The 25588-nt window shown below is 61.1% G+C and carries 21 protein-coding genes; 8 read left to right on the top strand and 13 right to left on the bottom strand.

The annotated features are described in order from the left end of the window. Positions 1 to 264: 264 nt before the first annotated feature. The 3 genes from QM007_RS03925 (at position 265) to QM007_RS11100 (ending at position 5030) form a co-directional block, all read left to right on the top strand. The gene (locus QM007_RS03925) at positions 265 to 4011 is read left to right on the top strand and encodes a multifunctional oxoglutarate decarboxylase/oxoglutarate dehydrogenase thiamine pyrophosphate-binding subunit/dihydrolipoyllysine-residue succinyltransferase subunit (RefSeq protein ID WP_283490645.1); all 3747 of its coding nucleotides are present in this window, start codon (positions 265 to 267) and stop codon (positions 4009 to 4011) included. 185 nt (positions 4012 to 4196) lie between these two features. Further along, on the top strand, positions 4197 to 4796 hold the full coding sequence (locus QM007_RS03920) for a GDSL-type esterase/lipase family protein (RefSeq protein ID WP_283490644.1): 600 nt from the start codon (positions 4197 to 4199) through the stop codon (positions 4794 to 4796). Positions 4797 to 4955: 159 nt separating this feature from the next. Beyond that, positions 4956 to 5030, top strand: coding sequence for a 50S ribosomal protein bL37 (locus tag QM007_RS11100; RefSeq protein ID WP_377129465.1), 75 nt, complete (start codon positions 4956 to 4958; stop codon positions 5028 to 5030). A gap of 55 nt (positions 5031 to 5085) precedes the next feature. On the opposite strand, the gene rsrA is transcribed toward QM007_RS11100, so the two are convergent. Continuing rightward, positions 5086 to 5364: a mycothiol system anti-sigma-R factor gene (gene rsrA / locus QM007_RS03910; RefSeq protein WP_283490643.1), complete on the bottom strand. Its 279-nt coding sequence runs from the start codon at positions 5362 to 5364 to the stop codon at positions 5086 to 5088. Positions 5365 to 5378: 14 nt separating this feature from the next. Beyond that, positions 5379 to 6077, bottom strand: coding sequence for a sigma-70 family RNA polymerase sigma factor (locus tag QM007_RS03905; RefSeq protein ID WP_283490642.1), 699 nt, complete (start codon positions 6075 to 6077; stop codon positions 5379 to 5381). 237 nt (positions 6078 to 6314) lie between these two features. On the opposite strand from QM007_RS03905, the gene QM007_RS03900 reads away from it, so the two are divergent. From QM007_RS03900 to hisN, 4 genes are all read left to right on the top strand, one after another. Continuing rightward, positions 6315 to 6845, top strand: a complete 531-nt coding sequence (locus tag QM007_RS03900; RefSeq protein WP_283490641.1) for a DoxX family protein — start codon at positions 6315 to 6317, stop codon at positions 6843 to 6845. Between the two features lie 145 nt (positions 6846 to 6990). Then, positions 6991 to 8358, top strand: coding sequence for a 3-phosphoshikimate 1-carboxyvinyltransferase (aroA, locus tag QM007_RS03895; RefSeq protein ID WP_283490640.1), 1368 nt, complete (start codon positions 6991 to 6993; stop codon positions 8356 to 8358). Then, positions 8358 to 9446 (top strand): ribosome small subunit-dependent GTPase A, encoded by a 1089-nt coding sequence (gene rsgA / locus QM007_RS03890; protein ID WP_283490639.1) that lies wholly within the window; start codon positions 8358 to 8360, stop codon positions 9444 to 9446. Before aroA ends, rsgA begins: the two co-directional genes overlap by 1 nt. 22 nt (positions 9447 to 9468) lie before the next feature. Continuing rightward, on the top strand, positions 9469 to 10263 hold the full coding sequence (hisN, locus tag QM007_RS03885) for a histidinol-phosphatase (protein ID WP_237185832.1): 795 nt from the start codon (positions 9469 to 9471) through the stop codon (positions 10261 to 10263). Positions 10264 to 10368: 105 nt separating this feature from the next. Here hisN and secA read toward each other — a convergent pair whose 3' ends face one another. From secA to QM007_RS03835, 10 genes are all read right to left on the bottom strand, one after another. Further along, the gene (secA, locus tag QM007_RS03880; protein WP_283490638.1) at positions 10369 to 13020 is read right to left on the bottom strand and encodes a preprotein translocase subunit SecA; all 2652 of its coding nucleotides are present in this window, start codon (positions 13018 to 13020) and stop codon (positions 10369 to 10371) included. A gap of 228 nt (positions 13021 to 13248) precedes the next feature. Continuing rightward, on the bottom strand, positions 13249 to 13896 hold the full coding sequence (gene hpf / locus QM007_RS03875; protein WP_283490637.1) for a ribosome hibernation-promoting factor, HPF/YfiA family: 648 nt from the start codon (positions 13894 to 13896) through the stop codon (positions 13249 to 13251). 172 nt (positions 13897 to 14068) lie between these two features. Further along, positions 14069 to 14938 carry a ComF family protein gene (locus QM007_RS03870; RefSeq protein WP_283490636.1) on the bottom strand — a complete coding sequence of 290 codons (870 nt, stop codon included), beginning with the start codon at positions 14936 to 14938 and terminating at the stop codon, positions 14069 to 14071. Positions 14939 to 14943: 5 nt separating this feature from the next. After that, complete coding sequence (locus QM007_RS03865) at positions 14944 to 16638, bottom strand: LpqB family beta-propeller domain-containing protein (RefSeq protein ID WP_283490635.1); 1695 nt, start codon at positions 16636 to 16638, stop codon at positions 14944 to 14946. Next, positions 16628 to 18331, bottom strand: a complete 1704-nt coding sequence (gene mtrB, locus QM007_RS03860; RefSeq protein WP_283490634.1) for an MtrAB system histidine kinase MtrB — start codon at positions 18329 to 18331, stop codon at positions 16628 to 16630. The genes QM007_RS03865 and mtrB overlap by 11 nt, the downstream gene beginning before the upstream one ends. Before the next feature lie 3 nt (positions 18332 to 18334). Then, positions 18335 to 19018: an MtrAB system response regulator MtrA gene (gene mtrA / locus QM007_RS03855; RefSeq protein WP_283490633.1), complete on the bottom strand. Its 684-nt coding sequence runs from the start codon at positions 19016 to 19018 to the stop codon at positions 18335 to 18337. 68 nt (positions 19019 to 19086) lie between these two features. Further along, positions 19087 to 20193, bottom strand: coding sequence for a hypothetical protein (locus QM007_RS03850; protein ID WP_283490632.1), 1107 nt, complete (start codon positions 20191 to 20193; stop codon positions 19087 to 19089). A gap of 61 nt (positions 20194 to 20254) precedes the next feature. Then, complete coding sequence (locus QM007_RS03845) at positions 20255 to 20635, bottom strand: chorismate mutase (protein WP_283490631.1); 381 nt, start codon at positions 20633 to 20635, stop codon at positions 20255 to 20257. Positions 20636 to 20848: 213 nt separating this feature from the next. Continuing rightward, complete coding sequence (gene mnmA, locus QM007_RS03840) at positions 20849 to 22042, bottom strand: tRNA 2-thiouridine(34) synthase MnmA (protein WP_283490630.1); 1194 nt, start codon at positions 22040 to 22042, stop codon at positions 20849 to 20851. Positions 22043 to 22128: 86 nt separating this feature from the next. Then, the gene (locus QM007_RS03835) at positions 22129 to 23361 is read right to left on the bottom strand and encodes a cysteine desulfurase family protein (protein WP_283490629.1); all 1233 of its coding nucleotides are present in this window, start codon (positions 23359 to 23361) and stop codon (positions 22129 to 22131) included. Between the two features lie 146 nt (positions 23362 to 23507). On the opposite strand from QM007_RS03835, the gene QM007_RS03830 reads away from it, so the two are divergent. Continuing rightward, on the top strand, positions 23508 to 23975 hold the full coding sequence (locus QM007_RS03830; protein WP_283490628.1) for a tRNA (cytidine(34)-2'-O)-methyltransferase: 468 nt from the start codon (positions 23508 to 23510) through the stop codon (positions 23973 to 23975). Positions 23976 to 24045: 70 nt separating this feature from the next. On the opposite strand, the gene QM007_RS03825 is transcribed toward QM007_RS03830, so the two are convergent. Further along, entirely contained in the window at positions 24046 to 25500 is a 1455-nt protein-coding gene (locus QM007_RS03825; protein ID WP_283490627.1) for a S1C family serine protease, read from the bottom strand. Between the last annotated feature and the right edge of the window lie 88 nt (positions 25501 to 25588).

The following is a 25588-nucleotide window of genomic DNA, read 5'->3' as shown; positions in this document are numbered from 1 at the left end:
TGGTCAATTCTAGCGAATATTGAACGGTTTACTCAGTGGGCTCACTTTCACCACCTGCGAAATGCCAGCCTATCTCTGCCAGATAGTCTCACGGCGAGATGTCATAGAAAGTAGTGCGTTGGACGAACCCCCAAAACACTTCTAAACTAGACAAAGATATGCGGTACATCACGCGCCCAATGTAGTGTGCGATGCCCGCCCACCTCGTGCCAAAAGCGGTTTTGGCACCCAGCAATCACAAGAGATGGAAGAGGCGTAAGAGAAGTGCCAAACCAGCCAGAACATATTGTTCCCGAAGAGTTCGCGGGTAACGAGTGGCTCGTCGAAGAGCTCTTTGAAAAGTACGAGCAAGACCGCAACTCAGTCGACGAGACGTGGTGGCCCCTGTTTGACCAGTGGGCAGGCACAACCGGCAGCGCACCCAGCTCGCAGCAGGCACCGGCGCCCGCTGCCGCGTCCGCACCGGCCAAGGATGAGCCCACCAAGGCCCCCGTCCCCTCTACTCCCAAGACCCCTGCCCCTGAAGCTGATCCCAAGTCAGCCCCGCAGGCAGCCCCCAAGGCAAGCAACCCCTCAGCGACCAAGCCCGCCACCCCAAAGGAAGAACCCGTGAGCGACGCTCCCCAAGAAGACCAGATCGTTACCCTACGCGGCCCCGCCAAGGCAGTAGCCGCCAACATGGACGAGTCGCTGAGCGTACCCACCGCAACCACCGTCCGCGCTATCCCCGCCAAGCTGCTGATCGATAACCGCACCGAAATCAACAGCTACCTGGCTCGTACCCGCGGCGGCAAGGTCTCCTTCACCCATATCATTGGCTATGCCATCATCCGCGCTCTTGCGGCCTTCCCCTCCATGAACGTCAGCTACGGCGAGGACGCCAAGGGTAAGCCCGCCGCTATCCAGCACGCCCACGTTAACTTCGGCCTGGCCATCGACCTGCCCCGCCCCGACGGCTCCCGCAGCCTGGTTGTGCCCAACATCAAGGGTGCAGAGAAGCTTTCCTTCTCAGAGTTCTGGGAAGCCTACAACGACATCGTCAAGCGCGGCCGTGAAGGCAAGCTCGGCGTTGAAGACTTCGCCGGTACCACCGTCTCACTGACCAACCCCGGCGGTATCGGCACCGTCCACTCCGTGCCCCGCCTCTCCAAGGGCCAGGCAGCCATCATCGGTGCAGGTGCCCTCGACTACCCCGCCGAGTACCGTGGTACCTCAGAAAAGGTCATTGCCCGCAACGGTGTCTCCAAGATTCTGACCCTCACCTCCACCTACGACCACCGCGTCATTCAGGGTGCAGGTTCCGGCGAGTTCCTCAAAATTGTGGAGCACTACCTGCTCGGTGGCGACGGTTTCTACGAGCAGATTTTTGAGGATCTGCGCATCCCCTTTGAGCCTGTCCGCTGGGCCCGCGACAACCAGGTCAACCCCGAAGCCGAAGTCTCTAAGGTTGCCCGCATCCAGCAGCTCATCCACGCCTTCCGTGTACGCGGTCATCTGGTCGCACAGACCAATCCCATCGGTTACCAGATGCTCTCCCACCCTGACCTGCGTCTGGAGAACTACGGCCTGACCCTCTGGGATCTCGACCGTTACTGGCCCACCGGTGGCTTTGGCGAAAAGGAATCCCTGCCCCTGCGCACTATCCTTGAGCTGCTGCGCGAGGCCTACACCCGCACCCTGGGTGTGGAATACATGCACATCGAGAACCCCGAAGAGCGCCAGTGGTTCCAGGACCGCCTGGAGCACGGCTACACCAAGCCCTCCCGCGACGAGCAGTTCCGTGTGTTGGGCACCCTGAACGCTGCGGAGGCTTTTGAAACCTTCCTGCAGACCAAGTACCTGGGCCAGAAGCGCTTCTCGCTGGAGGGCGGCGAATCCCTGATTCCCCTGCTTGACTCGGTTATTTCTGAAGCAGCAGACGCTGGCCTGAACGGGGTCGGTATCGGTATGGCCCACCGCGGTCGCCTCAACGTGCTGACCAATATTGCAGGTAAGTCCTACGCCCAGATCTTCCGTGAGTTTGAGGGCCAGATGGACCCCCGCCTGACCGGTGGCTCCGGCGACGTTAAGTACCACCTGGGCACTGAGGGAGTCTTTACCTCCCACAACGGTAACCAGACCCAGGTCTACCTGGCCGCTAACCCCTCCCATCTGGAAGCCGTCAACACCGTGCTTGAGGGTATCGTCCGCGCTAAGCAGGACACCCTGGCTGAACAGGGCATCGGCAATTACCCCGTACTGCCGATCCTGGTGCACGGTGACGCGGCCTTCGCCGGTCAGGGCATCGTGCTGGAAACCCTGCAGATGTCCAAGCTTGAGGGCTACACCACCGGCGGTACCGTGCACATCGTGGTCAACAACCAGGTGGGCTTCACCACCACCCCGCGTGATGGCCGCACCGCCACCTACTCCACCGATATCGCCCGTATGATTCAGGCCCCCGTCCTGCACGTGAATGCGGACGACCCCGAGGCAGTCGTCCGCGCTGGTTCCATCGCCTTCGCCTACCGCCAGGCATTCAATAAGGATGTCGTCATCGACCTGGTCTGCTACCGCCGCCGCGGTCACAACGAGGCAGATGACCCCTCGATGACCCAGCCCAAGATGTACCAGCAGATTGAAGAGCTGCCTTCAACCCGCAAGATCTACACCGAGGCCCTGGTTGGTCGCGGTGATATTTCCCAGGACGAGGCCGAGCGTGCCCTCAAGGACTACCAGTCCCGCCTGGAGCAGATCTTCACTGAGACCCACGAGGCTCAGTCGTCCTCTGCTCCCCTGGTCACCGCAGACGCTGCCGCTGTTTCTAACATCGAGCGCCCTGCTGCCCAACAGAACGAGGACTCTGTGCACGTTGCCGGTGAGACCGCTATCTCTGCTGAGACTCTTGCCCAGATTGGTCAGGCCTTTGGCAATATCCCCGAGGGCTTCACTGTACACAAGAAGCTTAAGAAGCTGCTGGAGCAGCGCGTGAAGATGTCCACCGAGGGTGACATCAACTGGGGCTTTGGTGAACTCGCTGCCTTTGCCTCCCTGCTGCTGGAAGGCCGCGATGTGCGCCTGACCGGTCAGGACGTCCAGCGCGGCACCTTTGTCCAGCGCCACTCCGTGCTGCACGATTCCCTAACCGACGAAGAGTGGAACCCCCTGGCCAACCTCTCAGAGAACCAGGGTAAGTACTCCATCTACAACTCCCTGCTCTCCGAGTACGGCGTCATGGGCTTCGAATACGGCTACTCCGTCGAGCGCCCCGATTCCCTGGTGCTCTGGGAGGCCCAGTTCGGTGACTTCGCCAATGGCGCTCAGACCATTGTGGATGAGTTCATCTCATCTGCAGAGCAGAAGTGGGCTCAGCGTTCTTCACTGGTGCTGCTTCTCCCTCACGGGTTTGAGGGTCAGGGCCCTGACCACTCATCGGCCCGCATGGAGCGCTACCTGCAGCTGTGCGCCGAGAACAACATGACTGTTGCTGTTCCCTCGACCCCGGCTAACCACTTCCACCTGCTGCGCCGCCAGGCTCACTCCCGCCCGCACAAGCCGCTGATTGTTATCACCCCCAAGCAGCTACTGCGCCTCAAGGCTGCTGCTTCATCGGTTGAGGACTTCACCAGCGGTAGCTTCAAGCCCGTCATCGAGGACCAGGGTGACCTAAACCCCGCTGATGTGACCCGCCTGGTCTTCGTCTCCGGCCGTCTCTACTACGACCTGGAAGCAGAGCGCGCTAAGCGCGGGGATGAGACCACCGCTATTGTGCGCGTCGAGCAGCTCTACCCCCTGCCCTCTGCTGAGATCAAGGAACAGATTGCTGCCTACCCCAATGCGGAACTAATCTGGGCCCAGGATGAACCGGCTAACCAGGGTCAGTGGCCCTTCATGGCGGTCAATCTGCTGCCCCAGATTGACTACCGTATGAAGCTGATTTCCCGTCCGGCAGCAGCTTCTCCTGCAGCTGGTACCGGTAAGCGCCACCAGCGCGAGCTCGACAACCTCATCTCTGAGGTCTTCGACCGCTAAAGCGGTTCATCGCCTATCAGATGATTAGGTTAGCAGTGCCCGAATCTTGCCCGTCAAGATTCGGGCACTACCCGTTTGCGGTGCGCCCACCGTGCACTGGCAAGCTCCAGGGTTTAGACTGGTACAGAACGAAAGAGACCAACGTTGCTGGGCAAGAGCGCCTGCAACCTTGTAGAAAGAAACACGTGGATCAGCGAAAAATTCGACTTGTAGCCGTTGGCGATGATCTGCTCGCAGGCGTCGGGGACCCCCGCACCCTCGGGTGGTTCGGGCGTGTCATGGCACGCACCCCCCAGACCTCTGCCGCCATCTCGGCCTATAACCTGGCAGCTCCCGGAGAGGGCAGCGAACAGCTCAATGCCCGCTGGTTTGAAGAAGCCAGCCGCCGCTTTGCCCAGGGCCACGAAAACCGCCTGGTCATTGCACCCTCAACCTTCGACATCGACCTGGGCCTCACCAGCGCCCGCTCCCGCCTGAACCTGGCGAACATGGTCGATATGGCCTCCCAAAACAATGTGAAGGTTCTGGTCGTTGGCCCCCCGCCCACTCTCGATGCTGAGCGTAACCGCAAGATTGCCGACCTGTCGGCAGCCTACGCCGATGTGGTGACCCGCCGTAATCACGTCTACGTTGATACCTTCAACCCCCTGCTGCACCATGAGCAGTGGCGCAATGACCTGGCAGCAAATGATGGCCGCCCCGGCCAGTCCGGTTACGGCCTGATTGCCTGGCTGGTTCTACACCGCGGCTGGTACAACTGGCTTCAGATTTCAGAGCCCGTTTAAGGAAGTACCTGGCTGGCGCCTGCCCCTGCGACCAACCCCGGGGTGTGCAAAGCTAGCCAAGGTATGCGAAAATAGTGAGAAGTGCCTGTTCCAAGGTGCTATCGACCATTTGTGTTCCGTTATCCTGACGGGCACTCCACCTTGATCAAGGAGGCTCTCATGAGCAAGCGCGGTCGCAAGCGTAAGGATCGCCGTAAGGGTGGCGCTAACCACGGTAAGCGCCCCAACTCATAAGGCAATCAACAAGGGCCCCTACTCGCAGAAGCGAGCAGGGGCCCTTTGTTATTGGCTAGTTAGTTGCCGGGTGCCCTCCGGTATGGATGTCGTCGATGCAGGCGCGGATACGGCTTTTGAGGTCGACGGGAGCGGTCTCCTTGCAGGTGCGGCGCACTGCTTGGCGGATGATGCACTCTAGGTCGTATTCCTTGGTGCAGGTTTCACATTCGGACAGGTGAGCTTGGAGTTCTTCGAGGTCCTGGCAGCTGAGCGGGTCGTCAATGTAGGTGTAGATTTTGGCCAGGCGCTCTTCGCAGGGAGCAGAAGGGCTCGGGTTGTGTACGGCGGTCATTGGTGGCTCCTTTCTCAGGCCCTAGCGGTTTGACGGGCGCCGGCCTTGCCGGTGGTCATGGTTTTGATGCCGCGTTCGGCAGCGTAGTCGGTGAGTTTGTCTCTGAGCAGTTTGCGGCCGCGGTGTAGGCGGGACATGACGGTGCCGATGGGGGTGTCCATAATCTCGGAGATTTCCTTGTAGGAGAACCCTTCGACATCGGAGTAGTAGACGGCCATACGGAAGTCTTCGGGAATGGACTGCAGGGCCTCTTTGATATCGCTGTCGGGCAGGTGGGCGAGAGCTTCGTTTTCTGCCGAAGGTAGCCCTTTAGAGTCGTGGGCTCCTGCCTGGGCTAGCTGCCAGTCTTCAACGGTATCGGTGTTGGCCTGGTAGGGCTCCCGCTGACGCTTGCGGTAGACGTTGATGTAGGTGTTGGTGAGGATCCGGTAGAGCCAGGCTTTGAGGTTGGTTCCGGGCTTGTACTGATGGAAGGCGGAGAATGCTTTCATGTAGGCCTCTTGGACGAGGTCTTCGGCGTCCTGCGGGTTGCGGGCCATGCGCAGGGCGGCGGCGTAGAGCTGATCTACGTACAGTAGGGCTTCTCGTTCGAAACGGGCTTTGCGCTCGGCGTCGGTTTCGCGGGAGCGTACATCGAGCTCGCTGCCTTCGGGGGCGAGGACGTCGGTGGTCGGCGCAGGTTCAGTGCTGGGGGCCGGGGGCGTGGCTGTCATTTCCCTCCAGGTGTGCTGTGGTCTTTTGTCTTACTGTACCTGCCAACGGGCGCAGCTGCGCGCCAAGTACACCAGGTATAACGGTTGGTAGCGGCGCTTATTCCCCCGGCATCTGAGTAATTTTGCGCTGGTGGTGCAATAAAGTGGCTGAACCCGCCGGTCTATATGTATGCTTAGTAGTGTTAGGTATCTGTGATACATCGCAATGGGGCCTCGCACCCCGTGAAGGAGGAACTCATGTCTTTGGTTCGCCGTTTTGCTCGCCCTCTGCTGGCTTCAAGCTTTATTATCTCGGGTGTTGACCGTCTGCGTGACCCCGAATCGTCTAAGCACCTGGCTAAGGTGGTTAATCTGGCTGCAACTTCTGCCCCTCAGCTTTCTGTGCTGCGTGGCCAGGAGAAGCTGGTGGGTCAGGCTTTGGCTGGCTCTCAGGTAGCTGCCGGTGCCCTCTTTGCCCTGGGTAAGCTGCCCCGTCTTTCTGCGAGCGTCCTGCTGGCTACCGGTGCTATTAACTCTTACGTTGAGTATCGCGCTACCGAGGCTGAGACTAAGGAAGAGAAGACTGCCCGTCGCAATGCTGCTGTGCTCAATGGCTCCCTGCTGGGCGCTATTGCTATCTCAGCTGTTGATACCGACGGTAACCCCTCACTGGCCTGGCGCGCATCTAAGCTGGGTGATCAGGTCGCTAAGAAGTCCCACCAGCTGGCAACCGATGTTCAGGACGCCGCTTCTGACGCACAGAAAAAGGTTGAGGACCTCTTCGCCTAAGCTGGCCCCTACCGGGTGTAAGACCCCGTGAACTTTCGATAAACCCCGCGCTATTTCGGTGCGGGGTTTTCTTGTTTGCTGCCCCGCCCACCTAAAATAGGGAGGGAGTACGCCGTAATAACTGATTCCGAAGTAGGTTTTATTTGTGGTTGATGCGACCAAGCAGCCCCTAGTTGCTGATGGAGACTGGCTAGCGCCCACCGTTACGGTACCCGGCGGTGCCCATGCCCGGGTGGAGATTCCCGGGTCTAAGTCGCTCACCAATCGTTACCTGCTGCTGGCGGCTTTAGCCGATAGTCCCTCGGTGATTCATGCTCCCCTGCATTCGCGCGATTCGCAGCTGATGGTGGCTGCGCTGACTGCTCTGGGTGCCCGTTTTGAGGAGATTGAAACCGGTAGTGCCTTTGGCCCTGATCTGCGGGTGACCCCTCTAGATTTTTCTGCGACCGCTGCCCGTGAGGCCTCCATTGATGTGGGGCTGGCGGGAACCGTCATGCGTTTTGTTCCCCCGGTAGCTGCCCTGTTGCCCGGTACTTTCCATTTCGATGGCGATGAGCATGCGCGGGTGCGCCCCATGCTACCGGTGATTGAGGCCCTGCGGGGGCTGGGAGTTGAGGTTGAGGACGCCGGTACCGGCTCCCTGCCCTTCACCGTGGAATCTTCCGGTTCGGTGCAGGTAGCTGAGCTGACCATTGACGCTTCGGGTTCTTCCCAGTTTGTTTCTGCTCTTTTGCTGGCAGCCTGCCGCTTTGAGAGGGGCCTAGTGTTGCGGCATGTGGGTGGCCCGGTGCCCTCGATACCCCATATCGAGATGACCGTTGAGACCATGCGAGAGCTCGGTATTAGCGTTGACTTCAATGGCACAGACACCTGGACGGTTGCCCCCGGTGGCTTCCCCGGTTTTGAAGTCACCGTTGAACCCGACCTCTCCAATGCTGGCCCCTTCCTGGTAGCGGCGGTTGCCACCGGCGCAACGGTAACCGTTCCCCGCTGGCCAGCTTCCACCACCCAGGGTGGAGACCACTGGCGCAAGATTCTGCCCCTTTTCGGCGCCCAGGTAAAACTGGCTAACGGCGATCTGACTGTTACAGGTCCTACCGGTGGTGTGGCGTCCGGCCTGCCCGGTGTTGACCTAGACCTGGCTGAAGCTGGTGAGCTGGCCCCCACCGTCGCTGCCCTGATCGCGCTCTCCCCCGCCACCAGCGTCCTTTCCGGCATTGCTCACCTGCGCGGGCATGAAACTGACCGACTTGCTGCCCTGACCACCGAGATCAACCGTCTCGGTGGTAGGGCTGAAGAAACCGAAGACGGCATTCGCGTCACCGAACCCGTGGCTCACGGGGCCCTCATGCGCACCTATGCCGACCACCGCATGGCAACCGCGGCAGCCGTCATGGGGCTGGTTGTTCCGGGTGTCGTAGTTGAAAACGTCGAGGCCACATCAAAGACCCTGCCCAACTTCACCGGGCTCTGGCAGAACATGCTGGACCAGTGGCAGGCAGGTGCCGCCTAATGCGCCGCTCCTGGGATGAAAGCGATGTGCGGGTACGCCCCAATAAGAAGGGTTCCCGCCCCCGCACCAAAGACCGCCCGGCCCATCAAGACGCCGAGATTGGCCGCATTATCACCGTAGACCGCGGCCGCTATACCGCCATCCTCGATGAGGGCAAGAGTAGCGAACGGGTCGTCACCGCCGTGCGCGCCCGCGAGCTGCGCCGCTCCCCCATCGTGGTGGGCGACAAGGTCGCCCTCGTGGGGGACACCAGCGGTAAACCCGATACCCTGGCCCGTCTCGTCCGTATCGAAGAGCGCACCAACCTCCTGCGCCGCAGCGCTGATGACACCGACCCCGTCGAGCGCATCGTCGTCGCCAACGCCGATAACCTGGTCATTGTGGTAGCAGCAGAAAACCCCGAACCCCGCACCGGCTTTATCGACCGTTCCCTGGCCGCCGCCTTTGACGCCGGGCTTACCCCCATTCTCTGCATCACCAAGACCGACCTCAAACACCCGCAGTGGCTGCTGGACTACTACCGGGACGTTGAGCTCACCATCCTGCTCTCCAAGGCTAAGGACGGGCGCGCTCCCAGCGAAGAAGGCTCAGAGGGCCTCGACACCACCCTGGTTGACCAGCTTTCTACCTACCTGGACGGCTCCGTCTCCGTTCTCCTGGGTCACTCGGGTGTGGGCAAATCTACCCTGGTCAACGCCCTGACCGGGGCCGAACGAGCTACCGGGCACGTCAACGCTGTAACCGGCCGCGGACGCCACACCTCGTCCTCAGCTCTGGCCCTCCAACCGCAGAAGGCAGCCCCCGGCACCTGGATTATCGACACCCCCGGTATCCGCTCCTTCGGCCTAGCTCACGTCGAGCCCGACACCCTGGTCGCTTCCTTCACCGACCTTGCCCCCGGTTCAGCCAACTGCTCCAAGGGCTGTACCCATTCGGCGTCCGTCCCCGACTGCGGCCTTACCGCCTACGTGGAAGCAGGCCAAGCAGGCCCGGCAGGCTCCGAACGCCTCGACTCCCTGCGCAAGCTCCTGCGCGTCGATGAAGAAACCGGCGACACCGAGAAAGAACTCGGCGTCGTAGACCTCTAAACACACCAAGGCACACGAGACCATGACTAACTACACCGATGACCTGCGCCTGGCCCATATTATGGCTGATGCGGTAGACCGCCTCACCCTGGCCAAGTTCACCTCCCACGATTTCGCCGTCGATACCAAACCCGACCTTACCCCCGTCACCGACGCCGACCGCGAAGCCGAACAGCTCATCCGTTCCCAGCTCTCACGCGTCCGCACCCGTGACTCGGTGCTGGGCGAAGAATTCGGGGAAACCGGCTCTTCCCCCCGCCAGTGGGTCATCGACCCCATCGACGGCACCAAGAACTTCGTACGCGGCGTGCCCGTCTGGGCTACCCTCATCGCCCTGCTCGACCACGGCAAGCCCGTTGTCGGTGTCGTCTCTGCCCCTGCCCTCCAGCGCCGCTGGTGGGCAGCCGAGGGCACCGGTGCCTACACCGGCCGCTCCCTCGCCAAGGCTACCCGCATCTCGGTCTCCTCTGTCGCCCAGCTCGAGGACGCCTCCCTCTCCTACTCATCTCTCACCGGCTGGCGCGATTTGGGCCTGCGCGATAACTTCATCGACCTGACCGACACCGTCTGGCGCACCCGAGCCTACGGCGACTTCTGGTCCTACATGATGGTGGCAGAGGGTGTCGTCGACGCCGCCGCTGAACCCGAACTCGGCCTCTACGACATGGCCGCCCTGGTGCCCATCGTGACCGAAGCAGGCGGACGCTTCACCTCCCTGGCAGGGGCGGACGGCCCCCACGGCGGCAACGCCCTAGCCACCAACGGCCACCTGCACGAGGCCGTCCTTTCCTACCTGGGGACCGACAAGACTCTCTAACCTAGGCAGCTAAAGCACCGTGCAGACAACTTCTAGCTAGAGCAAAGGCCCCGAATCCTATATCAAGGATCAGGGCCTTTAGTCTGTGCGATTTCTTATGCTGAACTACTTCTGGCGCTGGTTCAGAATCGAAATCTGCTCGTTGCTGCGGTCATTCACGGCCTCAGTATGCACCTCGGTCTTACCGGACTCAGAGGGAGCTGAGTACTGCAGGAACTTAGGCTGGGCAGGAATCTTCAGCTGAATCTTTGACTGCTGGGTACGCTGCTTCGACAGGTCCACGCTGTAGAGCATCGACACGGTCTCCTCGCGGATACCGCCCATCATGCTCTGGTAGAGGGCATAGCCCTCACGCTGGTACTCCACCAGGGGGTCACGCTGAGCCATAGCACGCAGGCCGATGCCCTCCTTGAGGTAGTCCATCTCGTAGAGGTGCTCAGGCCAGCGCTTACCGATGACCGAGAGCACCACGCGACGTTCAATCTCGCGCATGGCGTCTTCGCCCACCGATTCTTCACGCTCATCGTACTGGAGCTCAGCGTCGGCCAGGACCTCCTTGACAATCTGGTCACGGGTGATCTTGGTTTTGTCGCCGGCTTCTTCAGCTAAATCTTCGGGGGTGATAATGATGGGGAAGATGGTGCGCAGGTTCTCCCAGAGCTTCTCGAAGTCCCAGTCCTCGGCGTGGCCTTCGCCTACCTGGGCATCAATGGCTGAGGTGATGACCTCGGTGCGGAACTTCTCAATCTGTTCCTTGAGATCATCGCCTGCCAGAATCTGGGCGCGGTCCGTGTACATGGCCTCGCGCTGGCGGTTGAGCACATCGTCATACTTGAGCACGTTTTTACGCTGCTCAGCATTGCGGGCCTCAACCTGGCCCTGGGCATTGGCGATGACGCGGGAAACAATCTTAGCTTCCAGAGCGGTGTCGTCGGGGGCACCGGCCATCAGACGGGCAGCAGCCTGGCCATTGAAGAGACGCATCAGGTCATCAGACAGTGACAGGTAGAAGCGGGACTCACCGGGATCCCCCTGACGTCCGGAACGTCCGCGCAGCTGGTTATCGATGCGGCGGGACTCGTGGCGCTCGGTACCCAGTACATAGAGACCGCCGAGTTCTTTGACCGCTTCGTGCTCGGTGGCAGAGGCCTGCTCTGCCGCAGCGAGCACCTCGGGCCACTTAGCCTCGTACTCCTCGGGCTTCTCGTTGGGGTCAAGACCCAGGGTCTTCATGGTCTCGACGGCCTCAAACTCGGGGTTACCACCGAGCATAATGTCGGTACCGCGTCCTGCCATATTGGTTGCTACGGTTACAGCACCCTTGCGACCGGCCTGGGCCACGATAGCAGCTTCACGGGCATTATTCTTCGCGTTGAGTACCTCGTGGCGAATACCGGCCTTGACCAGGAGCTTGGACAAGTACTCAGACTTCTCAACGCTGGTGGTGCCGACTAGCACGGGCTGGCCGGTAGCGTGGCGCTCTTCGATATCTTTGACCACCGCATTGAACTTGGCAATCTCATTCTTGTAGACCTTATCTGGCTGGTCGATGCGCTGCTTTTCCTTATTAGTCGGAATAGGCACGACACCCAGCTCGTAGGTATTCATGAACTCGGCAGCCTCGGTCTCAGCAGTACCGGTCATACCCGAGAGCTTGTCGTACATGCGGAAGTAGTTCTGCAGGGTCACGGTCGCCATGGTCTGGTTTTCAGGCTTGACCTCAACCTCTTCCTTAGCCTCGATGGCCTGGTGGATGCCGTCGTTGTAGCGGCGGCCTGCCAGGATACGGCCGGTGTGCTCATCGACAATCATGACTTCGCCGTTCATCACCACGTAGTCTTTGTTGCCCTTGAAGAGTTCCTTGGCCTTAATAGCGTTATTGAGGAAGCCAATCAGGGGGGTATTTTGCGGCTCGTAGAGGTTTTCAATGCCCAGGTGGTCTTCGACCTTATCGATGCCTGATTCCAGCACACCCACGGTGCGCTTCTTCTCGTCAACCTCGTAATCTTCCCCGGCCACCAGAGTGCGGGCAATACGGGCAAATTCACCGTACCAGCGGTTGGCCTCGCCCATGGCGGGGCCAGAAATAATCAGCGGAGTACGGGCCTCGTCAATCAGGATGGAGTCGACCTCATCGACAATGGCGAAGTTGTGCCCGCGCTGGACCTGTTCCTCTTTGGTCCAGGCCATGTTATCGCGCAGGTAGTCAAAGCCGAATTCGTTATTGGTTCCGTAGGTGATGTCCGCTTGGTACTGCTTACGGCGGACCTCGGGGGTCTGGTTAGCCAAGATGACGCCAGATTCCATGCCCAGGAAACGGAATACGCGACCCATGAGGTTAGCCTGGTATTCAGCCAGATAGTCATTCACGGTCACCACGTGCACGCCCTTGCCGGAGAGGGCGTTGAGGTAGGCAGGGGCGGTAGCGACCAGGGTCTTACCTTCACCTGTTTTCATTTCAGCAATGTTGCCCAGGTGCAGGGCAGCACCGCCCATGAGCTGCACGTCATAATGACGCTTACCCAGGGTTCGTTTGGAGGCTTCACGGACTACCGCGAAGGCTTCGGGGAGCAGAAGATCCAGTGACTCGCCGTCCTCGATACGCTTACGGAAGGCATCAGTCTCAGCGCGTAGCTCTGCATCGCTCATTGCGACAAAGCTGTCTTCGAGTGAGTTCACTGCACCGGTATAAGCACGCAGCTGCTTGAGGACTTTTTGGTCTCCGCTGCGGAGTAGCTTTTCCAAGAGAGATGCCACTGAAGTTTGCTCCTTGATGTGTTGGTATTGAGGTGGGCAGGGTGAGCCCACCGTGCTCACTCTATTCTAGTTTAGTCCGCAAACGGGCTGGGGCCGTTCACCTGTGGGCTTGACGGGCCTACCTTTTAGATTCACAGGGGTAGGGCCAAGCACAGGGCAGGGCCCCCTGCGCTCCCCTACCTGTGGTAGGGGTACGACAGAGGGCCCTAGTCCGGGCGGGTACCGACCTTAGTCGGTAGCACCTTCTTCGAGGGTAATGACGCCGTAGGACCAGCCCTTGCGGCGGTAGACCGCTGCGGGGGATCCGGTTGCCTTATCGACGTAGAGGAAGAAGTCGTGGCCAACCAGCTCCATGCGGTCAACCGCTTCTTCGGGGGTCAGGTGGTCGGCGGGGAAGCTCTTCTGACGAATCTCGATGGGTGAGTCGGCTTCTTCGTGCAGGTCGTATTCTCCAGCAAAAGCTGCTTCTTCAACCGGCAGGTCCTCGGTCTGAATTTCAGTGAGGGTGACCTGGTCGGTAATGACGGGCAGTGAGCCGGTAGCTTCTGAGACCGAGATGGGGTGCTTGCCCCCTGCGCGGCGGGTCTTGCGACGGTCGCGGGCGCGGCGGAGGCGTTCTAGGAGCTTGCCATAGGTTTCGTCGAAAACTGCGAACTTATCTTGACCGGTTGCTTCTGCTCGGAGCACGGGGCCGCGGCCGATGACAGTGATTTCCACTCGAATCGCGGCGGGGCCGTTCTGGCCTTCCTTGGTGAACTTGACTTCTATGTCAGTTACGTTATCACCGAGGGCTTCGAACTTGGTGATTTTACTTTCAACGTGTTCCTGCAGACGTTCACTTACTTTGACGTTGCGGCCGGTGAGGTTGAGTTCCACAATTCCCTCCATTCTCAGGGGGTGAATACCCGACCCTGTGACTGCCGGATATTGGGGAATCTATCTTGTGGATTCCTTAACGCAACTCTACGCCCTTTTGTGGTCTAAGTCATTTTTTTAAGCCTTTTACGGTTCTTTTCGCAGGAAGGACTCAATATTTTGGTAGCCCACCTCACCCTGTGCTATATGGATGCCGCTTGGGAACATAGGCAATCGTTGCCCCGCCCAGCACGGTGGCGCCCTGGCTGGTAAGCACCCGGTATCCCTCTTTCAGGGAGGCTCCGGTGGTGAATACATCATCAAGCAGCAGACATCGGGCCCCCTCTAGACGGTAGTAGCGCCCCAGCTGGTGCAGGGCAGGCTTGCCCAGGGTTAGTTTTCCCTGCATCTGCCGGTGGCGCTCTTCGAGACCCAGGGTTTTCTGGGCTTGGGCACCTTTGGCGCCGCGTATTCCCCGCTTCCAGGCAGGAACCTGGGCGAGCGCGTCCGCCACCTTGACCGGTGCGGGGTGGCGTAGGAGGGGCAGCACCGCGCGGGCTAGGAGCGGGGCTGGGGCGTAGCCCCGCCTGCGTACCGAGGCCCGGCTGGAGGGCAGGGGCACCAGGAAGATAGGCTCAGCGGGCTCCAGTTCACCCTGGTTCAACTCTAGAAGGCAGGTCGCGGCCCGGGCCAGGGCCGAGGCGAGGTAGGGGCTAAGGTCGGTGCGTCCGGCGTCCTTATAGGCCAGGACGCAGCGCCCCAGCTCGTGCTCGTAGCGGCCAGCAGACACCACCGGCAGCTGCGTACCGGGCAGGGTAATGGTCTGCAAGTTGAGGGTAGCTAGACGCACCAGCCGATCGCAGAGGGGGCAGAGAGCAGATGACGCCAGCATGCTGGGCCCGTAGGTATGGCAGCTGGCGCAGACCCTGGGAAAGAAGAGTTCTGTGGTCTGTCGCCAGCTGGTCAGCATATCGAACAGAAGAGGGTGGGCGGACGTCATACCCCCAGTCTGGCGGGGCCAGGCGGATACCTGCCAGGGCTGGGGATAAGTGGTCCAGACCATTTCTCTTAGCCGGCGTAGTTAATTTCGCTGAGGCTACTTTCAATACGGGTCCAGCTCAGTCCGGCTATAATGTAGAGCCCGCCATCCCGGGTCATCGCAACCGACTGGTCAATACCGTTGCCGGTGACAATGCGGGTAATGCCTTGCAGGGAATCGTACTGGGTGTTCTCGCCGGTCAGGGAAACCAGTTCGGTCTGGGCGGTGTCGGTGTTCCAGAGGAAGACCTCCACGTCGCTGACCCATTCAGCCCCGCGCGGGTTAATCTCTGCCCCCAGGCGCACCGGGTCAAGGAGCTGGGTAGGGGCACCGTCTACCGACCGGCGGATAGCCGAGACCCAGGCCCCATAGTTGCTCCCGTCGGCGGCCGAGGTGACCAGTACGGCCCGGCTACCGTCGCGGGCGATAGAGATGCTCAGCAGGAGCTCCCCCTCGATCCAGCTGGTGACCTCGCGGGCGGCACTGTCTTCCTGGCCTGCGGCGATAACCCGCACAGAGCCGTCCTGCTCCCCCACCCAGAGCCAGTTCTGGTGGTCAAAGCAGGGCGCTAGCACGTGGGTGCTCCGGTAGACCAAGCGGGCACCGTTGGAGTTAGCCAGCCAAATCTCGTTCTGCCCGGTGTTGGTGTAGGCGTAGTAGTTACGGGTGTAGTTCATGGCGGGCAGGGTAATGAGGGCCTGGGCTGAGGTCTCTACGATAGTCTGCTGGCTGGCGGTATCGTCCAGGGCTGCCCGGGCGATTAGGCGGTTATCTTCGATACCCACGATGTTGCTAGCGGCTTCGGGGTTAACTGCCGGTTCCCGGTAGTTTTCGAGGGTAGGGGCCGCAACAATCTGGTCGTTGATGGTGAGCTGCACCGTGGTGACCGAGGCGAGGTTGGTGAGAGTCTGGGTGAGCTGGGTGCGTAGGCGCTCGGTTTCGAGGGCACTGGCTGCGGTGAGGGAAGTGCCCCCGGAGAGCTGGATGTCAGCCACCCCGTTTTCGATAGGGACGGAGTTGCGGGTCAGGCTGGTATCGGCCGGTACAGCGGTCACAACAGCCCCGGCAAGGTAGGGGGCAGGCCCTTCAAGGAGCACCCTCACCAGGGAGGTAGCTACCGTGGTGCGCTCGGCGAACCATCGCACATCGGGCACAGCGTAGGTGTAGGTGGGGTCGTAGAAGTAGAGGGTGAAGGGGTTGAAGACGTCCGCGAATTCGTTTCTGCTCAGCACCGTTCCGTCGGGGGCGGAGGAGATACGCCACTCCCCGTCAACCTGGCGCAGGGTGAACTCTACCTCGGTATCAGCCACTGTGGTGTAGGAGGTAGCCAGGCCCTTATCGTCAACCAGGGTGCTCGTGGGCACGGTGACCAGGTAGCTTGAGTCGCTGACGGAGGCCGTAGTGAAGGGTGAGTTGTAGACCAGGGTGCGCCCGTCCGGCTTCCAAGACTGGGCTAGGTCTTCGGTCAGATAGAGCCTGGCTACGCTGTAGTCGTCCTTCACCCCTACCCCGGCGTGCAAAAAGCCCTCGATGATTTCGGTGGGCCGGGCCCCAGGGGTGGGTCCTTCAGGTAAGTTGCTGCTGGTGGGGGCGCCGCCCGTAGCCTGGGGGTCGGCGTAGTGGTTTACTTCGCCGTCGGTGGGGATAGCGGCGCAGGCGGTGATGATTGTGAGAGAGCTCAGGGCCAGCCCGAGGGCTGACCGCCGGGTAAGGTTAGGGTTCAACGGTGGGCTCCGAGGGGTTTGAGGCGTCGGGGTTCACGGTCGGGGTGGCACCGGTAGCCGGAGCGGACGGTGCGGGCAGCGGCTCGCCGCTCAGCAAGACCGGGGAGGGGCCCATGGGCACGTCCTGGTCAATGGGGATGGTCATGCGGAAGCTGGCTCCCTGCCCCTTGATGCCCCAGGCTTCGAGGGTGCCCTGGTGCAGACGGACGTCCTCGGCGGCGATAGAGAGCCCCAGGCCGGTACCGCCCAGGGTGCGTTTGCGGGAGGTGTCAGCCCGCCAGAAGCGGTTGAAGACCTGCTCGGTTTCTTCGGGGCTCAGGCCGATACCGTGGTCACGCACGGCAACACCCAGGGTGCTTTCGGTGGCGTCCACGTATACGTCGATGGGCTGCCCCTCGGAGTGCTCTACAGCGTTGAAGAGGAGGTTGCGCAAAACTCGCTCAATGCGGCGGTGGTCCATATCGACCATAATCTCGGTGTGTTCGGTGTGCACGGTCAAGCTGGTGTTGGTGCGAATCAGGTGGGGCTCTACAGCCTTGAGTACCTCATCGAGTACGGCCATGAAATCGACCGACACCGTATCGAGGGTTTGGGAGCCGGCATCGAAGCGGGAGATTTCGAGCAGATCAGCCAGCAGGGAGTCAAAGCGGTCTACCTGGTTATAGAGTAGCTCGGTGGATCGCCTGTAGAGGGGCTCCATGTTATCGCGGTTATCGTGCAGCATATCGGCTGCCATGCGCACCGTGGTGAGCGGGGTACGCAGCTCGTGTGACACGTCAGAAACAAAGCGCTGCTGCATGGTTGACAGCTTCTCAAGGCGAGAAATCTGATCCTGCAGGGAGTCAGCCATACGGTTAAAAGACATACCCAGGCGTGCCGTCTCGTTCTGGCCGCGCACCAGCACACGCTGGTCTAAGTCACCGGCTGCCAGTTTCTCAGCGGTGATAGCGGTAGAACTAATCGGGCGGATTACGAAACGGGCAATCACCCACACAATGGTCAGCACCACCACCAGGAGCACGCCAAAACCCACCCAGACCACCAGGTTGATGTACTGCACGGTCGCCTGTGAGGTCGAGAGGTCATGGACCAGGTAGAGGGAGTAGTCGGGGTTCTGGGGTATCGAGATACTGGTGCCGACCACCAGTACCGGGGTGCGGCGTCCGTCCGCTGAGGTAATACTCGAAGACTGCCAGTAAATACCCGTGCCCTCGCTCACGCTCTGGGCGAGCGCCTGGGGTACGTCGCTGACCGTGACCTCGCTATTCTGAGCTTGCTCCACAATAAAGCCATCGGTAGTGGCGTTCACGTCCTTAAGAAGCACCCAGTTGCGGTTGCTATCGGCGCTACTGCTCTCAAGTACGGTCAAGAAACGCGAAACATCGCGCTGAATCTCGGTACGGCCGGTGGCATCAGAGCCGTTGATCAGGGTCTGCACGTTACTAAAACCGGCCGACGACTCTTCCAGAGCCTGTTCCAGGTTGCCGCGGAAAAGGGAGTTAGCGATCTGGTGGGAGATGAAAGAGCCCACGAAGATGAAGGCCACCAGCAGCAGGCCGGCAGCGGCCACTACAGCTCGAAACTGGAGGGACTGCTGCCAGAGCCTGCGGGCACTGGTCAGGGGCCCGTAGGCCCGGGAGGGGCCTACAGGGGCGGTAGTCCGAGCGGACGCGCGAGGTGAAATACCAGCCACTGTTTAGCGCTGGCCTGCCGCAGCCTTGTAGCCCACACCGCGCACGGTCAGCACGATCTCGGGGTTCTCGGGGTCGCGCTCAATCTTGGCGCGCAGACGCTGAATATGCACGTTGACCAGGCGGGAGTCGACGGTCTTTTCGTAACCCCACACGTTGCCCAACAGGGCCTCACGTGTCATGACCTGGCCGGGCTGGCGGGCCAGGTTCGCCAGCAGTTCAAATTCGAGGGGGGTAAGCTGGATTGTCTGCCCCTCGCGGCTCACCATATGACCTGCAAGATCAATGGTGAGGTTGCCGATGCGCAGGGGCTCGTTGTGGCGGTCTTCGCGCGGGCGCAGACGGGCGCGGACGCGAGCCAGCAGCTCAGCAGGCTTGAAGGGCTTAGTCATGTAGTCATCGGCACCGGCCTCTAGGCCCTTGACTACGTCCTCAGTATCACCCTTGGCGGTGAGCATGATGATGGGTACATCCGACTCCCCGCGAATCTGGGTGCAGACCTCAATACCATCCATACCCGGCAGCATGAAGTCCAGAAGAATCAGGTCGGGGTGGTGGGTAGCAAAAGCCTCAAAGGCCCGGTCACCGGCGTCGCAGAAGACCGTCTCGTAGCCCTCTTGTGCCAACACGATACCGACCATCTCTGACAGGGCATCGTCGTCATCAACTACAAGAATGGTTTCTTTCACGGTGGGTCTCCTGGTGGGATTCGCAATGGGCCTTCCCCTAGTGTACCGGGGTTAGGTGGCAAGCCGGTTTAGGCGTCTTGGGCGATTTCAGACAGGGCACGGGCTGTCTCGGTCAGGTGCCCCAGAACGGTAGTTGCCCGCTGGGGGTCAGTGGCGGCCAGGCTACCGGTTTCGGTCAGCACCAGCTGGTTGAGAAGCTTCTTCCCCAACCCAAGGTCCGACCAGGTTCGCCACAGCCCCCGGGCCAGGTTGCCAGCAGTCACCCGGACCAACGGATCAACGACCTCTAGATAAAGCCCTCGCTCAGCTTCTAGGCGGGGGGCTAACGCCTCCCAGGCCGAGGTAGGCTGGCCCGCCATCGATAGCAGGGGGATGGCAAGGGCCTGTCTGACCTCAGGGTGCAGCCTCACATAATCAGTCCGGGTGACTACCTGAGCGCTCAAGCCCTCCAGCTCCTCGTGCAGGGCACCCAGCAGGGAAACCAGCTCATGACGCGGCACAGCCTGCAGGGTACGGTAGCCGCTAGAAGTTGGTAGCTGGCCTGCCGCCGCCTCCACCAGCAGGGGCTCTTCTACCTGTACCAGCACCTGCGCGCCGGGCACAGCCTGACGCAGCAGCTTCACCACTCCGTGAAAACCAACCCGCTGGGCCTCGGCAACATCGCGCCGAGCACCATGATCTGAGAGGACACGCTCGCCACTGGTTAAGTAGGTACTTGCAGCTAGGCTCAGCGGCCCCAGTAGACGTAGCTTGATGGTTCCGGGGGCAGCCCCGCTTTCCTTCCCTACGACGTCCGCCAGGATATTGATATCAGATTCCAGGAGTGACCTGGCGGCCTCCCCCTCAGCAGCGTAGCCGCCAGTGAGCCGCCAACCTGCGGCGGTGCCGTCCGCGCTCAGCCCTTCCAGGGCCGCGATAGACCGTGCCAACAGGGTTGCCAGGTAGCCCCGATCCGCCAGCTCCGGCAGGTAGCTAATATGGGGATTCCCCAGCTCACCGCGGACACGGGTCACCGCATCAAGAACATCACTCCCAGCCCAGGGGCCAAGGCCGGTAGCCCCAACGGTCAGGTGCTCCTCAAAGGTCAGCGGACTCTCTAAGTCCTTACGGGCAGCCAGCATTTCGGCGTCAGTCGGCAGATAGAGGGCAGGGCGAGCTGGCCTAGAAGCAGGCATAGAGGGAACTCTTTCTGCCACCTACCGGTGGCTGTAGCATTGCGGGCTGAAAGTTGAGCGGCTAGGACTTCTGTTCGGTCTCAGCAGCTATCTTCTCGTGGTGCCTTATTACCTCAGAAATAATGAAGTTCAGGAACTTCTCGGCGAACTCCGGGTCAAGGTGGGCAGCCTCAGCCAGCGAGCGCAGGCGCTTAATCTGGGCTTCCTCCCGCCCCGGGTCCCCCGCTGGCAGGGAGTGTTCAGCCTTGAGGTGGCCGACGCGCTGGGTTGCGCGGAAACGCTCAGCGAGAATATGCACCAGGGCTGCGTCCATGTTGTCGATGGTCTGACGCATAGTGAAAAGTTCTTCCAGGACGGCTGGGTCGACCCCAGCCATCGAGGTGGCACGGGTATCGAAGTCAGCGTGGGCCTGCACGTCGTGGGCCTTCGGAGTTGTGTTCATGTGTTTAGTCTAAAAACCTCAGGTACTGTTTGCAGGAGCAAGCCCACAGATTTCACCCTGTGGACTTGTCCGGGTGTAGAAGCTTCAAAAGATTCAGCAGGCTCGCGCTCGCCGCCGACCCTCTCGCTGGTTCGCTTCGCTCACAAGCGATTCACGCCAGCCCCGAAGCCAGCAGCTTCGCTGCGAGCCTGCTTCACCTATTCATGGAACCTGTTACTTAGCAGTGATGTCAGCCCGATCGAGGCTGTAGGCGCGGGCGATGGTGGACTGGCCCAGCACGCGGGTACCCTGGTAGATCACCATGGTCTGCCCCGGAGCAACACCGCGCAGTTTTTCGTGCAGGCGTACCACGGTTTCCAGGCGCAGGGCACCGGGCTCAGCGGCTTCGTCGTCTGCGACCCATTCCAGGTGGGCAGTTGAAGGAACGGGGTCTGCGTGGGCCCGCACCTGGGCGGTGACGTCAAAGGACGCCGAACGGGTACCTTCTACGGGCTCTTCGGCCAGGAAGGCGGTAGCTTCCTCCACGGGCAGACCGGCCCAGGTTTCGCGGATACCGCGAATCTCGTCGATTTCGAGCAGATCCTTACCGCCCACGATGACCTCGTTGGTCTTGGGGCGAATTTCTAACACGAAGCGGGGCTTACCATCGGGGGCAGGGTGCCCGATGGCGAGGCCCTTGCGCTGCCCCACGGTAAAGGCCTGGGATCCGCGGTGCTTACCGAGCACGCGTCCGTCCGTGTCCTTGATATTGCCCTCGGTCATGTCGATGTGCTCTTCGAGCCACTCGCGGGTATCGCCCTCGGGAATGAAGCAAATATCGTAGGAGTCGGGCTTCTTCGCCACTGAGAAGCCGCGTTCGGCGGCCTCGGCGCGCACCTCGTCCTTGGAGGGGGTATCGGCCAGGGGGAACCAGGCGTGCTTGAGCTGCTCATGGGTCAGCACACCCAGAACATAGGACTGGTCCTTAGCCCAGGTGGCAGCGCGGTGCAGCTCCCGGTTACCGTTCTCGTCTGTAATGACCTTGGCGTAGTGGCCGGTCACTACCGCGTCGAAGCCCAGCGCTACTGCCTTCTCTAGCAGGGCTGCGAACTTGATTTTTTCGTTGCAGCGCATGCAGGGGTTGGGGGTTCGGCCGTGCTCGTACTCGGAGATAAAGTCATCGACCACGTCTTCCTTGAAGCGCTCGGAGAAGTCCCAGACGTAGAAGGGGATTCCCAGCTGGTCGCAGACCCGGCGGGCATCCATGGAGTCCTCGATGGTGCAGCAGCCGCGGGAGCCGGTGCGCAGGGTGCCGGGCATACGGGAGAGCGCCAGGTGCACGCCAACCACCTCGTGGCCAGCTTCAACGGCGCGGGCGGCGGCAACGGCCGAGTCCACGCCACCGCTCATAGCAGCAAGAATTTTCATTAGTCTGTCCTCAGTATCAATACAAGTTTGGTTGTGGGCTCGGCAGGACGCGGCCAGGTGCCTGCCCGGCCTACCGCCTTATCGAGCTAGTTCCAGCGAGCGGCATCCGGGGCGTGGCCCGCCATACCTGCCTTTTTAGCTTGGGCCCAGGCATCGGGGAGGGCGGTAAGGAGGGCAGTGACGTCGTCCTCGGTGCTGGTGTGCCCCAGGGTGAAGCGCTGGGCGCCGCGGGCCTCGTCCTCACTCAGCCCCATAGCCAGCAGGACGTGGGAGGGGCGAGGCACCCCGGCGTTACAGGCTGAGCCGGTGGACGACTCCACCCCTGCCATATCGAGCAGGAAAAGCAGGGAGTCCCCCTCGCAGCCGGGGAAGGTAAAGTGGGCGTTGCCCGGCAGGCGGTTGAAGGTGCCGGTTGCTCGGTCCTGGGCGCTTTCGGGGGCGACCCCGCGCAGCTGCGCTTCGGAAACAGCCGCTAGGACGCCCTCAATCAGGCGGTCCCGCAGCTCGGCCTGGCGGTTGGCTTCGGCGAGCAGGTTCTGCCCTGCTTCGGCAGCTGCTGCACCAAAGCCCGCGATAGAGGCGGCATCAATGGTTCCTGAGCGAACGGAACGCTCCTGCCCGCCGCCGTGGAGTACGGGCATGAGCTGGGCGCTGCGGGTGGCGATGAGGGCGCCGATTCCCATGGGTCCGCCGATTTTGTGGGCTGAGATGGCCATGGTGGTGGCACCGGATTCCTTGAAGTTCACCGGCAGAGTGCCAAATGCCTGGACGGCATCCGTGTGAAAGGGAATGCCAAGTTCTGCAGCTACTGCGGCAATTTCTGCGACGGGCTGCACGGTGCCCACCTCGTTGTTCGCCCACATGACGGTGATCAGAGCAACCGTCTCGGGGTTCTCACCTACCGCCTGCCGAACAGCGTCGGCGCTCACCAGGCCACTGGCATCCGGAGCTACCCAGCTCACTTCCGCCCCCTCGTGGGCCTGCAACCATTCAACGGTATCGCCCACGGCGTGGTGCTCAATTCCTGAAACAATGATGCGGGTTGCAGCCGGGTTGGCTTCGCGGCGTTTCCAGTAGAGCCCCTTGATTGCCAGGTTATCTGCCTCGGTACCACCGGAGGTAAAGATGATTTCGGCGGCGTCGCAGCCGGCGACCCGCGCAATACGTTCGCGGGCATACTCGACGGTAGCGCGAGCAGAGCGGCCCGCTGAATGCAGGGACGAGGGGTTGCCGCCAATTTTCATCTGCTCCACCACGGCGTCGATAGCCTGAGGGAGCATGGGGGTGGTGGCGGCGTGGTCCAGGTAGACCCGGGGCATGGGCGCTGGCCTTTCCATGGCGATTGGTCAAAACAATTCAGCCTTCCATCATACTCCCCCGCTCTTGGGGCAGGCTATGGACTGCTTCACCCTCTCAACAGCTCCCATCGCGCTTTTATTTCGCGGCGGGCGCGTAAACTGTTGTGGTGTTCAAGATTCTTTTTTATACCCCTGAAATTCCCGGCAACACCGGTAACGCGATTCGTCTTGCCGCTATCACAGGTGCAGAGCTGCACCTGGTCAAGCCCCTGGGTTTTAACTTCGAGGACGCTAACCTGCGCAGAGCTGGCCTCGACTACCACGACCTAGCGGTCATGACCGTTCACGAGACCCTTGAGGACGCCTGGGAGGCCCTAGCCCCTGCCCGCGTCTTTGCCTTTACCACCACGGCCGCCACTAACTTTGCTGATATTGCCTACCAGGAGGGGGACGTGCTCATGTTCGGCCCCGAATCGGTCGGGTTGCCCGAGCACGTACAGAATGACCCGCACGTCACCCAGCGGGTCAAAATCCCGATGGTTCCGGGCCGCCGCTCCCTCAACCTGGCCAATAGCGCCTCGATTGCGGTGTTTGAGGCCTGGCGCCAGCACGGCTTTGCAGGTGGAGCAATTTAGTCACCAAAGTAGGCTCTGCAGGTTCACAGCGCGCGTGAGTCTGCAGAGCCTTTTATGAAAGTATGTATCGCTAGCTATTAGCGGCATCTCCCAGGGTCACGGTGATCTGCTGGGTTGAGCCGTTGCGCTCAACGGTGAGAGTCACTTCATCACCGGCTGCTGCCTGGCGGACGGCGGCGATCAACTCAGTTGCCTCGCTGATGCTACGCCCGTCAACGGCGGTGACCACGTCGCCTGACTTTAGGCCGGCAGCTTCAGCGGCTCCTCCGCTGGTGGCCTCCTGAATCAGGGCACCGTCGCCGAAGGCTTCGGATGAGTCGTTGTTGGCGGGTGAGGTGGAGACGGTAGCTCCCAGCATGCCGTGGGTGGCTGATCCGTTATCGATGATTTCCTGGGCTACCCGCTTAGCGTAGTTGATGGGGATAGCGAAGCCAACACCGATGTTGCCGCTGGTGGAAGTGCTGGATGAGTCGGTGGAGGCAATCGCGACGTTGATGCCAATAACCTCGCCGTCAGAGTTGATGAGTGCACCGCCGGAGTTGCCGGGGTTCACCGCAGCGTCGGTCTGAATGACGTTGATGGCGATGGTGGAGCTTGAGGCGGTGCTCTGGCTCTGCTGGCCGGGAATCTCAAATTGGAAGGGTGAGCTGCCGAACGGGTCGGTGGTGCTGCTCCCGGAGTCGCTGGTGGATTCGTCGGCTGCCGATGAGGCTACCTCGATGGTTCTCACCAGGTTCGAGACGATACCGGTGGTCACGGTGTTAGACAGCCCCAGGGGCGCACCGATAGCAACGGTGGTATCACCTACGTTCAGAGCATCTGAGTCACCGAGGGTGGCAGGTGTTAGGGTGAGTCCACTGGTGTCGTCAATCTTGATGACAGCCAGGTCGCTGGTGGGGTCGGTGCCGACCACTGTGGCGGAGCGGACGGTGCCATCAGCTAGCTGCACTTCAACGGCGGCGTTAGCGGTAGCTCCGTCGAGAGTGACCACGTGGGTATTGGTGAGGATATGCCCCTCAGTGTCGAGAATAACGCCGGAGCCGGAGCCGGAAGCGTTCGATGAGGTTGCTGCGATGGTGACGGTGGAGGGGGTCGCCTTGGCAGCAGCAGCGGTAACAGCGTTGACGGAGTCGGTGTTATTGACGATGGTGGTGCCAGAGCTGGTGGTTGTGATGCTTGAGGCTGCACCGGTTGAGGTTGCGGCTACTACGCCACCGCCGATACCTCCACCGACCAGGGCAGCGATAGCAGCTGCTGCCAGGACGGTGCGGGTTGCGTGCTTACCCTTGTTCTGTTCGAGCTGGCCGGCAAGAGCAGCGTAGTCGCCGGTGTAAGAGGTACCGGCGGCAGCGCCTGCGTAGGCGTAGACCCCGGCGGCAGGAGCCTGCTGGGCGGCAAAAACGGTAGTGGGATCGTCCGGGCTGGAGGCACCCGTGGCGGAGGCCGCTACCTGCTGCTGGTTCATAGGAACAGTACGATCAGCGGACGACGAATCGGGGGTGGGTTCCCATAAGTTCTGTGACATCTCAAGCAGCTTTCTTTCGAGATCTTTTGATGCGGGCACCTGTTCAAGAGGTGCACCTGCGGTGTTTTCTTAGCTCCCACTATGCGCT

Origin of the sequence: Rothia sp. SD9660Na (assembly GCF_030064065.1) — a bacterium.
GTDB lineage: Bacteria > Actinomycetota > Actinomycetes > Actinomycetales > Micrococcaceae > Rothia.
Note: the sequence above shows the minus strand (reverse complement) of the source record. Positions and strands in the feature narration are given on the sequence as shown.